The sequence below is a fragment of the Pseudoalteromonas sp. MMG007 genome, assembly GCF_018100985.1.
GTDB lineage: Bacteria > Pseudomonadota > Gammaproteobacteria > Enterobacterales > Alteromonadaceae > Pseudoalteromonas.
Genome location: NZ_JAGJEI010000001.1, coordinates 124,813 through 138,988, shown reverse-complemented (window position 1 = coordinate 138,988; position 14,176 = coordinate 124,813). Strand labels below are relative to the sequence as shown.

General features: G+C 39.4%; 11 protein-coding genes. 6 read left to right on the top strand and 5 right to left on the bottom strand.

Features of this window, described 5'->3' with window-relative positions; translation table 11 throughout:
- Positions 1 to 122: 122 nt before the first annotated feature.
- The 5 genes from aceF to ampD all read right to left on the bottom strand — a co-directional run bounded on the left by aceF (position 123) and on the right by ampD (position 7,339).
- Positions 123 to 2,027 carry a pyruvate dehydrogenase complex dihydrolipoyllysine-residue acetyltransferase gene (gene aceF, locus J8L71_RS00635; RefSeq protein WP_210998813.1) on the bottom strand — a complete coding sequence of 635 codons (1,905 nt, stop codon included), beginning with the start codon at positions 2,025 to 2,027 and terminating at the stop codon, positions 123 to 125.
- Between the two features lie 10 nt (positions 2,028 to 2,037).
- Entirely contained in the window at positions 2,038 to 4,704 is a 2,667-nt protein-coding gene (gene aceE, locus J8L71_RS00630) for a pyruvate dehydrogenase (acetyl-transferring), homodimeric type (RefSeq protein WP_210998812.1), read from the bottom strand.
- Positions 4,705 to 4,794: 90 nt separating this feature from the next.
- The gene (gene pdhR / locus J8L71_RS00625; protein WP_089348719.1) at positions 4,795 to 5,544 is read right to left on the bottom strand and encodes a pyruvate dehydrogenase complex transcriptional repressor PdhR; all 750 of its coding nucleotides are present in this window, start codon (positions 5,542 to 5,544) and stop codon (positions 4,795 to 4,797) included.
- A 375-nt stretch (positions 5,545 to 5,919) separates the two neighbouring features.
- A complete protein-coding gene (ampE, locus tag J8L71_RS00620; protein WP_210998811.1) occupies positions 5,920 to 6,771 on the bottom strand; it encodes a beta-lactamase regulator AmpE in 852 nt (283 codons plus the stop codon).
- 13 nt (positions 6,772 to 6,784) lie between these two features.
- Positions 6,785 to 7,339 carry a 1,6-anhydro-N-acetylmuramyl-L-alanine amidase AmpD gene (gene ampD / locus J8L71_RS00615; protein WP_210998810.1) on the bottom strand — a complete coding sequence of 185 codons (555 nt, stop codon included), beginning with the start codon at positions 7,337 to 7,339 and terminating at the stop codon, positions 6,785 to 6,787.
- Between the two features lie 234 nt (positions 7,340 to 7,573).
- Between ampD and nadC the strand changes: the two genes are divergently transcribed.
- From nadC to pilB, 6 genes are all read left to right on the top strand, one after another.
- Positions 7,574 to 8,419, top strand: a complete 846-nt coding sequence (nadC, locus tag J8L71_RS00610; RefSeq protein ID WP_210998809.1) for a carboxylating nicotinate-nucleotide diphosphorylase — start codon at positions 7,574 to 7,576, stop codon at positions 8,417 to 8,419.
- A gap of 496 nt (positions 8,420 to 8,915) precedes the next feature.
- A complete protein-coding gene (locus tag J8L71_RS18590; RefSeq protein ID WP_210998808.1) occupies positions 8,916 to 9,356 on the top strand; it encodes a pilin in 441 nt (146 codons plus the stop codon).
- 74 nt (positions 9,357 to 9,430) lie between these two features.
- Entirely contained in the window at positions 9,431 to 10,657 is a 1,227-nt protein-coding gene (locus J8L71_RS00600; protein WP_210998807.1) for a type II secretion system F family protein, read from the top strand.
- A 152-nt stretch (positions 10,658 to 10,809) separates the two neighbouring features.
- Positions 10,810 to 11,703: an A24 family peptidase gene (locus tag J8L71_RS00595; protein ID WP_210998806.1), complete on the top strand. Its 894-nt coding sequence runs from the start codon at positions 10,810 to 10,812 to the stop codon at positions 11,701 to 11,703.
- Between the two features lies 1 nt (position 11,704).
- Positions 11,705 to 12,346, top strand: a complete 642-nt coding sequence (coaE, locus tag J8L71_RS00590; protein ID WP_210998805.1) for a dephospho-CoA kinase — start codon at positions 11,705 to 11,707, stop codon at positions 12,344 to 12,346.
- A 126-nt stretch (positions 12,347 to 12,472) separates the two neighbouring features.
- Entirely contained in the window at positions 12,473 to 14,149 is a 1,677-nt protein-coding gene (gene pilB, locus J8L71_RS00585) for a type IV-A pilus assembly ATPase PilB (RefSeq protein ID WP_210998804.1), read from the top strand.
- Positions 14,150 to 14,176 lie beyond the last annotated feature (27 nt).

The following is a 14,176-nucleotide window of genomic DNA, read 5'->3' as shown; positions in this document are numbered from 1 at the left end:
TTTCTGCATGGGCAGAAAATCAGAGCAATTCACAAATAGTGCAAAGATTGTATCATTGCATATAGTAAAAATCCCAGCTAAAAACAACTGGCTGGGATTTGATTTTGTTCATATTGTAGCGATTACATCACTAATTGACGAATATCGCTCATGTAGCTAGCAAGCGTTGCTGTAAAGCGTGCTGCTAGGGCACCGTCAATCACACGGTGATCGTACGACATAGACAGCGGAACCATTAGTTTTGGTTCAAAGTCTTTACCATTCCACTTAGGTTTCATTTCAGATTTAGATACACCTAAAATAGCAACCTCTGGTGCATTAACAATCGGCGTAAATGCCGTACCGCCAATGCCGCCTAAGCTTGAAATAGTAAAACAGCCACCTTGCATATCAGACGACGTCAATTTACCTTCACGCGCTTTTTTAGAAATATCCATTAGCTCGCGAGATAGTTCCATAATGCCTTTTTTGTCCACATCTTTAAATACAGGAACAACTAAGCCATTAGGTGTATCTACCGCAACACCAATGTTAATGTATTTCTTAAGAATTAAGCTTTCGCCATCCTCAGACAGTGACGAGTTAAATGTTGGGAATTCAGCAAGTACTTTTGCCGCTGCTTTCATCACAAACACAAGTGGTGTGATTTTAACACCCAGCTTTTTCTTCTCGCTAAGTACATTCTGCTCTTTACGGAATACTTCAAGGCTTGTGATATCAGCTTCGTCAAACTGTGTAACATGTGGGATTTGTACCCAGTTACGGTGTAAGTTTTTACCTGATAGCTTTTGAATGCGTGATAGTTTTTTCTCTTCAATTTCGCCAAATTTAGCAAAATCTACTTTTGGCCAAGGAATTAAACCAAGTTCACCACCGCCCGCATTACCTTTACCAGCAGGTAATTGGCCTGACTCAACTTGCTTAACTAAGTTTTTAACGTAGTTTTGCACGTCTTCTTTAACTACGCGGTTTTTACGGCCTGAGCCTTTAACGTTTGCTAAGTTAATACCAAACTCACGCGCTAAACGGCGAACAACAGGTGATGCATGTGCATACGCGCTGTTATTTTCAAAGCTTTCATTGCTCGCTTTCTCAGCTTTAGGAGCTGGCGCAGACTCTGCTTTTGCAGGTGCGGCAGCTGGCTTTTGCTCAGCAGGTGCTGAAGCCTGTGCAGGAGCACTACCCGCCACTTCAAATACAAACACAAGGGAGCCAGTTTTAACTTTGTCGCCAGCTGTTACTTTAATTTCTTTAACAGTGCCTGCAAACGGCGCTGGTACTTCCATTGCCGCTTTGTCGCCTTCAACGTTTAAGATAGATTGCTCTTCTTCAACTGTATCGCCAACAGCAACCATAATTTCAGTTACTTCAACTTCATCATCGCCAATATCAGGCACGTTTACTTCTTTTGTGCTTGGCTGTGTGCTTTGAGCAGCTTCTGCTGGTGCAGATTCTTGCTTAGGTGCATCTGATGCAGGAGCACTTGAACCGGCAACTTCAAAAACAAACACTAAAGAGCCTGTTTTTACTTTGTCGCCTTCGGTTACTTTAATTTCTTTTACAGTACCGGCAAAAGGTGCTGGTACTTCCATAGATGCTTTATCGCCTTCAACACTTAAAATTGACTGCTCTTCATCTACGCTGTCACCAACGGCAACCATGATTTCTGTTACTTCAACTTCGTCGTCACCAATATCTGGTACGGTTACTTCTTTAGTTGAAGAACCTGAAGCTTCTGCTGGTGCAGATGCTTCAGTTTTAGCTGGCGCTTCTGGCTCACTTTGTGAACCTGACTCTTCGCCTTCAAAAATCATGATTAACGAACCGGTAGTAACCGTGTCGCCTTCACTTACTTTAATTTCTTTTACTGTACCTGCTTGCGCAGCAGGTACTTCCATTGATGCTTTGTCGCCTTCAACGGTTAGTAGCGATTGGTCAACATCTACTTTGTCGCCAACGCTTACTAGGATTTCGGTTACTTCTACGTCATCGCCACCGATATCTGGTACTTTAATTTCAATACTCATTGCAAACCTCTTATGCGTACAGTGGATTTAGTTTGTTTGTGTCAATGTCGAACTTTTTAATTGCTTCAACAACCACTGACTTTTCAACATCACCGCGTTTAGCAAGTTCAGATAACGTAGCAACAACCACGTAGCTTGCATTAACTTCAAAGTGACGACGTAAGTTTTCACGGCTATCAGAACGTCCGTAACCATCTGTACCAAGCACTTTATAGTTGCTGCTTGGAATAAATGAACGCGCTTGCTCTGCGTAGTTTTTCATGTAATCGGTAGCAGCAACAGTTACTGAATCGTTTAATACGCTCGTAATGTACGGTGTTTTTTGCTCGCTTTCAGGGTTAAGCATGTTGAAACGCTCAACGTCTTGGCCATCACGTGTAAGCTCATTGAATGAGGTTACTGAGTAAACATCTGAGGCAATGCCGTAATCTTCGCTTAAAATGGCTGCCGCTTTACGTACTTCAGTCATGATAGTACCTGAGCTTAATAGCTGTACGTTGGCTTTTTTACCTTCGTAACTTTCAAGCTTGTAAATACCTTTACGAATACCTTCTTCAGCGCCTTCTGGCATAGCTGGCTGATGGTAGTTTTCGTTCATAAGCGTTAGGTAGTAGTAAATATTTTCTTGGTTTTCACCGTACATACGACGAATACCATCTTGAATAATTACCGCTACTTCAAATGCGTACGTTGGGTCGTAAGAAATACAGTTAGGAACCGTATTTGCAAGAATGTGGCTGTGACCATCTTCGTGCTGTAGACCTTCACCATTTAGCGTAGTACGACCTGCCGTTGCACCTAATAAGAAACCACGTGCTTGTTGATCCCCTGCCATCCATGCCATGTCGCCAACACGTTGGAAACCAAACATAGAGTAGTAAATATAGAATGGGATCATAGGTAAATCGTTCGTGCTGTAAGATGTTGCAGCAGCTACCCATGACGACATTGCACCTAGCTCGTTAATACCTTCTTGAAGTACTTGGCCTGATGTTGCTTCTTTGTAGTAAGAAACAATATCACGGTCTTGAGGGGTGTAGTTTTGGCCATGTGGATTGTAAATACCGATTTGACGGAATAAACCTTCCATACCAAATGTACGTGCTTCATCGGCAATAATTGGCACGATGTTTTTACCAATACCTTTGTCTTTTAGTAACACATTAAGTGCACGTACAAAGCCCATTGTGGTAGAAATATCACGTTTTTGCTCTTCAAGTAGCGGCTTAAATGCGTCTACTTCTGGCAGTTTTAGCTCTTCAGTAAACTTAGGAATACGTGTCGGTGTGTAACCTTTAAGTGCATCACGGCGTGCGTGTAAGTACTTGTATTCTTCTGAGCCTTCTTCAAGTGTTAAGTATGGAAGATCTTTAATTTGCTCTTCAGATACTAAATCTTGTAGGCCTAAACGATCACGTAAGTGTTCAACATGGCTCATGTCCATTTTCTTCACTTGGTGCGCAATGTTTTTACCTTCAGCTGCTTCACCCATGCCGTAACCTTTTACAGTTTTAGCAAGAATTACAGTAGGGCGGTCGTTTGTTTGCTCTGCCTTTTTAAATGCAGCATAAAGTTTAGATGGCTCATGACCACCACGCTTAAGCGCAAAAATTTCGTCATCCGTCATATCTGCAACAAGTGCAGCTGTTTCTGGGTAACGACCAAAGAAGTGCTCACGTACGTACGCGCCATCTTTTGCTTTATATGTTTGGTAATCACCATCAATTGTTTCGTTCATCAATTGTAGTAATTTACCTGTTGTATCTTTAGCAAGCAGGATATCCCAACCACTGCCCCATACAACTTTAATGACGTTCCAACCAGCGCCTTTAAATAAGCCTTCTAGTTCTTGAATAATTTTACCGTTACCCATAACTGGGCCATCTAAACGCTGTAAGTTACAGTTAATTAGGTAACAAAGGTTGTCTAGTTTTTCACGTGCAGCAAATGAGATTGCGCCGCGTGATTCTGGCTCATCCATTTCACCATCACCTAAAAACGCATATACACGTTGGTTTTTAGTGTCTTTTAAGCCACGGCCATCTAAGTATTTTAAGAAACGCGCTTGGTAAATAGATGCAATTGGACCTAAGCCCATAGATACCGTTGGGAACTGCCAAAATTCAGGCATTAATTTAGGATGAGGGTATGATGGTAAACCTTTGCCATCTACTTCTTGACGGAAGTTATCAAGTTGGTCTGCACTTAAGCGCCCTTCAACAAATGCACGCGCATAAATACCCGGAGAAATATGACCTTGGTAGTAAACTAAGTCACCGCCGTCTACATCATTTGGCGCTTTAAAAAAGTGGTTAAAACACACTTCGTAAAAAGCAGCAGATGATTGGTAAGACGCCATATGGCCGCCTAAGTCGAGATCTTTTTTCGATGCACGCAATACAATCATGATTGCATTCCAACGAATAATCGAACGAATTCGACGCTCAAGGTTTACATCCCCTGGGTAAGCCGGTTCTTGATCTACTGGAATAGTATTAACGTAGTTAGTTGTTGTGCCAGTTGGCATATCAACGCCGTCTAAACGGGCTTGCTCTAACACTTGCTCAAGTAAAAACTGAGCTCGTTCAACACCTTCTTCGCGCACAACTGATTCAAGAGCTTGTAACCACTCTTGTGTTTCTAGCGCGTCTACGTCAATTTTATTGACTTCAGACATATGGAGGTTTCCTTATGTTTAAAATACGAATGTTGTTAATTTAATACCACGTATACTTAATTTTGTGTGTTCTAAGTACAGCGTATTAGCTTAATTTTGTTTTGTGCGTCTTAAACTACGTTCAATTCGCGAATGTTCTTTACCCGCTTCAAGTAATGCTTCTTCAATAAATGCTAAATGGGCATTACTTGCTAAACGGGCTTGTTCTGGGTTGCCATCAATTACGGCATCCATTAATAAACGCCTGTGCTGTGCTAACTGATTGCTTATATCTGGTTTTTTTAATAAAACCGTTAAATTTTGCAATACATTTTGCTCAAGAAGCGCTTGCATGCCTCGCACTAAGTGAAGTAAAACCACGTTATGTGAGGCTTCGGCAACACTAAAGTGAAATGCATTAATTGCTTTGGCTTTTAGCTGTAAATCGTTATTCACTTGAGCAATTTTATCAAAGCTTTGTTTAACTTTGGTAAAATCAGTACTAGTACCACGAAGCGCTGCGTAATAAGCCGCGATCCCTTCAAGCGCATGACGAAATTCAAGTAAATCAAATTGTGATTCAGGATGCTTACTGATCAAATCAAACAGCGGATCGGTAAGGCCTTCTTCAAGCTGATTTTTTACAAATGTGCCCCCGCCTTGCCTACGTGTTACCAACCCTTTAGCTTCTAACTTTTGGATTGCTTCACGCAATGAAGGACGAGAAACCTCAAACTGTTTGGCTAATTCACGCTCTGGCGGCAGTTTTTCACCTGGCGCTAAAGAGCCTTCAAGAATCATGTTCTCGAGTTGCTGTAAAATAACATCAGATAATTTTGCTGCTTTAATCTTTAAAGACATTAATCAACGTCCACGTTGTATAAATACTAAAAAGCCTGATTTTTAAGGCCTAGAGCTTGACCACTTGCCCAAAAGGTAAATTGGTCATACCAAAAATTTTCAATACGGTATCAAAAAGGTAAATAGCTGTCAATTTACTGGTTATTTGAGCAATCAGCGTAGCGTAACGCATTTTGAACGAAGTTCAAATAATACGCTAGTTAGGTAAATTGGCCTAAACGTTAACAAGATGAAAACAAATGGTCTGACCAGAATAATTTAGAATAATAGCTCTAGTTGAATTAATTGAAAAAATTAATAGCCAAAGAGTTTGCACGCACAAAAACGCCCTACAATATATAGAGCGTTAATGAGTAAATAGAAATAAGTGAAAGTTTAAGAAAGCCCGCCAAATAAAGTAAGCAGCGCAATTAATACTAAATAAAATAAAACATTGCGTTTGACTAACTTAATCATACAGGTTGCCTCATAAGTGCAGCCATAATAACGTTTTTCCACTTGCTCGGCGGCAAGTGCAGTACATGTGACAACTTTGCGATTTGGTGATTTAAAATCAAGCGCGTAATGCATCCAACAACTTGTTCCCTTATTAAAGTTGCCTATTACTAAATAACCAAAACTTGCAACGCGCGCAGGTAACCAATCTAGCCAAAATAGGAGTTGATGAATAAGCTTAAAGCGCTTAGCAAACGCTACTTTATGGTTTTCTGCTACTAAGTCAGCAAAGGTACGCACTGTTGCATAAAGTACGGCCCCAGGTGCGCCAAGCACAACAAACCAAAAAATAACAGCACAGTAAAATCTAAAGTTTACCCACGCCAAGGTTTGCCCAAAGGTTTCGCCGCCTTCTTCACCCTTTAGATGCTTTTGACCCATTTGTAATGCATATAAAGAGGCCGCAGTTTGATCATCACGCGTTAACGCATTTAAATACGATTTATATAAAGCCCGCTGCTTAGCACACCCAAAACAAACTAAAAGCACAACAATGTTTACTACTAGCTGCCAAAGTACAAAATCAGAGAACGTATAAACGACTGCAATGGCTATAACAGGTAAAAAAAGCCAGATTAAAAAACCTATAGCGCTGCTAAATAAGCCTTTATTCGCCAGTAATTTAGTAGAGCGATTTAAATAACCATTAGCGTAATAGCTTATTTGCCAATAATGTGAGCGAGCCCCTAAACGCTCAAGAATTAGTGCAATTATTATAGAAACCAAAATCATGATAGCGACTCACTTAAATAACTTGTTCTAACCTACTAATATAAGCAGGCCAATTAAAACTATCACCAGGGTCTGTTTTTCGACCTGGTGCTATATCGCAATGCCCAACAATACGCTGCGTATTAATTAAAGGGTAACGCTTTAAAATAGCATTGGTGACATTATGTAAACTAGCATATTGAGCTTGAGTATAAGGTGTGGTGTCGGTGCCCTCAAGCTCAATACCTATACTAAAATTATTACATGCAACTTGCCCAGCAAATTCAGATTGCCCAGCATGCCAAGCCCGCTTATTAAAAGGCACATATTGAATAACCTCTCCTGTGCGCTTAATAAAGCAGTGAGCCGATACACGCAGCCCCTCTAAATCACAAAAACTTGGGTGCGCTTTACAGTCAACTGCCCCCATAAATAACGCATCAACGTAAGGCGTTCCAAACTGACCTGCTGGCAATGAAATATTATGAATCACTAATAACGATATGTCAGCCTCATCGGGGCGTTCATCAAAATGCGAACAAGGGCGCTGTAGCACATTTTCAATCATCCCATTTAAATCTATTTGCATAACATAAATACCAAGATGTACATATTATTGATGCTAAAGGATTTATAAAAAGAATGATAGCCATTAGCCTGATGCAAAACTGTTTTTAACTCTTTGCCGGTGTTTATGCTGAGTTAAAGCTTAGCGCCCTTCTTAATAGAGTCACCTTTTAAGAGTCTAAACCCTAAAGCACTTCTCATAGGTATACAAACATAGTAAAATTTGCTTAATTAATTAACACTTATGAGCCTTCATATGTCTATTTCGCACACGCTTATTACCCAACTTGTCACTCTCGCTTTAGATGAAGATCTAAATTATCAAACTGCGCAAGATGGCGATATAACCGCGCAACTTATCCCGCAAAACGAACAAGCCAATGCCAAAGTAATTACTCGTGAAGATTGCGTTTTTTGTGGTAAAGACATCATCCTTGAAGTTTTTAAGCAAGTAGACCCAAGCGTTGAGATAAACGTACTTATAAATGATGGCGACTTTGTATCGGCAAATAGTACTTTATTTACTGCCAAGGGGTCGGCTCGTGCAATATTAACAGCCGAACGTACCGCGCTTAACTTTGTGCAAACCTTATCAGGCACAGCCACAACTACCGCGCATTATGTAAAAGAGCTAAGCGGTACAACTACACAATTACTCGATACCCGTAAAACAATACCCGGCCTAAGAGCACTTCAAAAATACGCAGTTAAATGCGGCGGCGGTGCAAACCACCGTATAGGCCTATTTGATGCGTTTTTAATTAAAGAAAACCATATAGCAGCATGCGGCGGAATTAATAAAGCAGTAGCTCAAGCTAAACAAAACCACCCAACAAAACCTGTTGAGGTTGAGGTTGAAACACTTCCAGAGCTTAAACAAGCGATTGAAGCTGGCGCCAATATAATTATGCTCGACAACTTTAGCGTAGAACAAATTAAACAAGCTGTTGTTTTAACCAATAAGCGCGCTAAATTAGAAGTTTCAGGCAATATGACCCTAGAAACACTCAAAACTTACTCGCAAGCGGGAGTTGATTTTATATCAAGCGGCGCATTAACAAAAAACTTACAATCAATCGATTTATCAATGCGTTTTGAGTAATTTCGAGAATATGTAAAAAATTAAGAGCTCTAATCTATTGACAAGATAAGTAAAAAAACATTAAGCAATCCAAAAGGCTTAATATGTAACACTTTGTTAAATAAAATAGCTTTTGATAAAAAGTAACGTGCTAATTACCAAAATAAAATGATACACTAATTTTGTTGTAGTATTTTATTTTAAAAAACAACCATAAATAACTAGTTGTATAAGCTAACCTAAGCTTTTAAAAAGAATTAAAACTTATTAAGCAGCTAACCTGCTTATTTTATGTCTATACTGTTTGTTGTTGCAGCATTTAGCACCTCTTATGTAATGTTTAAATTATTAGTGCTAAACAGAGTGAATTCGGACCTAGCTTTTGTGTTTCATAAGCTAAAGTGCAATAAAAATTTATTTTAAGTAAAACTGTAAAGTAAATCCGATAAATTAAGTTTGGTTGTTATGACCGCTTACGTGATTTAACTTATAAAATCTATCCTTTAGGAGAGGAAACATGAAAACAATGACTCAAAAACAACAGGGTTTCACCCTAATTGAATTAATGATTGTTGTAGCAATCATCGGTATTTTAGCTGCGGTAGCATTACCTGCTTACCAAGATTATACACAGAAAGCTCAGGTTGCCTCTTCTCTAGCTGAAATATCTGGGGCTCGAAGTGCATATGATGTTGCCGTAGCTGAAGGTCGCCCGGGTACTTTTTATACTGCTACTAACTTAGGACTGGCTGCTAGCACTAGTCGCTGCAGTGCATTTACCGTAACAGAACCTGCAGCTGGGGTAGGCTCTGTAGCATGTACTATGACTGGTTCGGGGGACGTCGAGGGTGGAACAATTACCTTAGGTAGAACTGCAACTGGTACTTGGGCGTGCACAACAACTGTAGAAGCTAAATTAGCACCTGCAACTTGTACAACTGTTGCAAAATCTGAGTAATAAGACCATTAAAGATTGAACGATTATAAGGTAGCTATATGCTACCTTTTTAATTTTTAGGTGGTAATAAGGTAATGGCTAAAAAACAAGAAAATAAAAATTTGGTTACTTTTCAGTGGATTGGAGTAAGTGCTAGAGGTAAAAAATTAGAAGGCGAACTGACAGGACAAAGCATTGCTTTAATAAAAGCCCAATTACGCAAACAAGGTATCACACCTTCAAAAGTAAAGCGCAAAGCCAAACCTTTATTTGGTGTACACACAAAAAAAATAACCCCTAAAGATATAGCACTAGTCACTCGTCAAATTGCAACCATGCTCACAGCAGGTGTTCCATTAATACAATCAATTGAAATGATTGCTAGTGGCTCAAATAACAAAAGTGTCAGTAAGTTAATGAATGCAATTGGTGGTGATGTAAAAGCAGGGCAGACTCTTTCCTCAGCACTAAGAAAATACCCTCGATACTTTGATGATTTATATTGTGATTTAGTCGAGTCAGGTGAACAATCAGGGGCACTTGATAAAATATTTGACCGTGTTGCCCTATATAAAGAAAAATCTGAAGCGCTTAAATCTAAAATCAAAAAAGCCATGTTTTACCCTATCGCAGTTTTAGTTGTAGCGCTTATAGTTACCTCAATACTTTTAATCTTTGTAGTGCCACAGTTTCAAGATATATTTGCGGGCTTTGGCGCAGAGCTTCCCGCATTTACCTTATTTGTAATTGGTATATCTAACTTTATGCAAGCGTATTGGTGGATGATACTAATCGCTATTGTTGCATTTGGTTATGCATTTAAAGAAGCCAAGCTTAGAAGTTTAAAACTTAGAGATGCGACCGACCGAATCATATTAAAACTGCCAGTAATTGGTATGATTTTAAACAAAGCCGCTGTTGCGCGTTATGCCCGCACACTGTCGACTACTTTTGCTGCTGGTGTACCACTTGTTGATGCACTAAACTCTGCTGCAGGCGCCTCAGGTAATGCTGTTTACCGCTATGCTATTTTAGATATTAAAGCAGAAGTAAGCTCTGGTAATCAAATGAACTGGGCAATGCGTAGCTCTAAAATATTTCCTGATATGGTTATTCAAATGGTGGCTATTGGTGAGGAATCAGGTTCACTAGATGGCATGCTTGCCAAAGTAGCAACGATATATGAACAAGAAGTAGATGATGCAGTGGATGGCCTTTCAAGTTTATTAGAGCCGCTAATTATGGCTGTACTAGGCGTACTCGTTGGTGGCTTAATTGTGGCTATGTACTTGCCGATTTTCCAGTTAGGCTCTGTAATTTAATTAATAAAAATTTATAAGAATTAAAGAGAGCCTTATCTCTACAGGGTTGGCGGCTAATGTCATTCCATTTACTCTCTTCAACTTCTCTTTGTGATAATTATTTCACTTAATTTTTAGACTCTTAATTTTTAGAATAATTTTCAGGTAAATAAATGCAAAGTATTATTGAAGTAATGCAAAACCAACTGTGGTTTTATTTAACTACTGTTGGCTTAGTCAGTTTATGTGTAGGCAGTTTTTTAAATGTGGTTATTTATCGCTTACCACTTATGATGCAACGAGAATGGCAAAGCGAGTGCAGACTACTTTTAGAAGATGAACTAACAGCTAATAAACCTAAGCAAACCCAAACCTACGAGCCTTTTAACTTAGTAAAACCTAACTCTACCTGCCCAAAATGCAAAATGGCTATTAAGCCTTGGCAGAATATACCCATTATTAGTTGGCTTTTGCTAAAAGGTAAATGTGCGAACTGTAGTAACTCAATTTCTGTTCGTTACCCTGCTGTTGAGGCAATTACAACCATACTAAGCCTAATTATTGCTTATAGCTTTGGTGCTACAGAGCAAGCCCTTTTATATATTTTTATAACCTGGATTTTAGTCGCGCTAACTTTTATTGATATTGACCACATGCTGCTCCCCGATCAGCTCACTCTTCCACTTGTTTGGCTGGCACTTATTGCCGCTGTTGCCGGAATTACAATTACGCCAAGTGATGCAATTATGGGTGCCGCTTTTGGTTATCTAAGCTTATGGAGTGTATTTTGGTTATTTAAGCTATTAACCGGTAAAGAAGGTATGGGTTATGGGGACTTTAAATTACTAGCCGTATTTGGCGCACTTCTTGGTTGGCAATCACTTTTAACCATTATACTGCTTTCAAGCGTAGTAGGCGCCATTATTGGCATTGCTCTTTTGAGTATTCAAGGTAAAGACAAAGCAACGCCCATTCCATTTGGCCCTTATTTAGCCATAGCTGGTTGGATTACACTATTGTGGGGCAGTCAAATTCAAAATATGTATTTTAATTTAATTGGCTATTGATATGGGTGAGCAAACAACTAAAATAAATAACTGGGTGCTAGGCTTAACGGGCGGTATTGGCTGCGGCAAAACAGCCGTTAGCAATATGTTTGAAGAATTAGCGATTACTGTTGTTGATGCCGATATTATTGCGCGTGAAGTAGTAGCCCCCAATAGTACCGGCCTAAATGCGATTATTGCGCACTTTGGTAAAAATATTTTACTACCCAATGGCACATTAAATAGAGCAGTACTACGCACTAAAATATTTACAAATAATGCTGATAAAGAATGGCTAAACGCACTGCTTCACCCACTTATTCGTAAAAAAATATTGGCCGATTTAAATAATGCAACAAGCCCTTATGTTGTATTAGTAGCCCCTTTATTATTTGAAAATAACCTTGATAGATATTGCAACCATACATTACTTATTGATGTACCGGCCTCTGTACAAATTGAGCGTACGGCAAAACGCGATAATACAACAATTGAGCAAGTAAAAAGTATTATTGCAGCACAAATGTCTCGTGAAGATAAACAGCAAAAAGCAGATGACATTCTAAATAATGACCGCGATTTAACGCTCGTTCATGCAGAACTTGTTGTTCTTCATAAAAATTATCTACACTATGCTTTAAACAGTACAACTAAATCCCATTAATAGGGTCATAACTCACATAAATTTACATTTTAGTTAGTAAAATCGCTGCAAAGAACGAAAGATAATGTAATCCCCTTCTTGTTTCTGATAAATTGCTTACTATTGAAGGAATAAAGCAGGTGCGCAATGAATATTAACTCACCGTTATTGAGAAAATTTATTACCCTTGGCCGTATCGATGCCGATACAGTTAAAGCAAAACAAAACGAATTTGCCTCAACAGCTGAGCTTATTTCTAAATGTGGAAAAATCGACAGCTTAGACTTAGCAGAGCAATGTATTGATTTATTTCGCGTACCCTATTTTGATTTAAAAGACTTTGATCCTGCATCTATTCCAGCAGACCTTGTAAAAGAAAAGCTCATCCGCAAACATCATATTTTACCGCTTGTTCAAAAAGGTCGAAAAGTATACATTGCCGCCTCAGACCCAACCGACTACGGCGCTTTTGAAAACTTTGAATTTAGTACGGGTTTATCGTGTGAAGTGGTCGTGGTTGATTACGTTCAACTCGATAATAAAATAGAGCAATTATTAGATGCTACTGGTAGCTTAAATTTAAGTGATGATGAGTTTAAAGAGTTTGCCGATTTAGATACAGAAGGCCCAAAAGAAACCGCCCCTAAAGATGATGATAAAGACGATGCACCAATCATTGTTTATATCAATAAAATTTTAATGGATGCCATTAAAAAAGGCGCCTCGGATTTGCACTTTGAACCGTACGAGCACAAATACCGCATTCGCTTTCGAATAGACGGAATTTTGCACGAAGTAGCCAGCCCACCGAATACGCTTTCTACTAAGCTTTCTGCACGTATTAAAGTAATGTCTAGGCTCGATATAGCTGAAAAACGTAAACCGCAAGATGGCCGCATCAAATTAAAAATTACTGAACGAAAAAGTATCGATTTTCGTGTGAGCACGATGCCAACCCTTTGGGGTGAAAAAATAGTAATGCGTATATTAGATTCATCAAGCGCTATGCTAGGCATTGATGTCCTCGGCTATGAAGAAGAGCAGAAAAAGCTCTACATGGATGCCCTCGCTCAGCCACAAGGCATGATCCTGGTTACAGGCCCTACCGGCTCTGGTAAAACGGTATCACTTTATACAGGCTTAAATATTTTAAATCAGCCAGAGCGAAATATTAGTACCGCAGAAGATCCGGTAGAAATAAACCTTGAAGGGGTTAACCAAGTACAAATAAACCCTAAAGCCGAGATGACTTTTGCAAACGCCCTGCGTGCATTTTTACGTCAAGATCCAGATGTAGTAATGGTAGGTGAAATACGTGACCTTGAAACCGCTGAAATATCAATTAAAGCTGCGCAAACGGGTCACTTAGTGTTATCAACACTGCATACAAACTCTGCACCCGAAACCATTACTCGCTTATTAAATATGGGCGTCCCCGCTTATAACGTGGCAAGCTCTATTAGCTTAATTATAGCCCAGCGATTAGCACGTAGGTTATGTCCTAAGTGTAAAACACCAGAGCAACTACCTAGCGAAGAGCTGTCTCGCCAAGGGTTTACCACAGAGCAAATTGAAGATATGACACTCTACGCTCCTAAAGGCTGCGATAGTTGTACAGATGGTTATAAAGGCCGCGTAGGTATTTACGAAGTAATGCAAATTACCCCAGAAATAGCACAAATTATTATGCGTGGTGGTAACTCACTAGAAATAGCAGAGGTATCTCTTAAAGCTGGGTTTAATAATTTACGCCTGTCGGGTTTACGAAAAGCCGCTGATGGTTTAACGTCTCTGGCTGAGATAAATCGCGTAACTAATATGTAAGTGTATAGCTCTAATGATTCCCTTTAG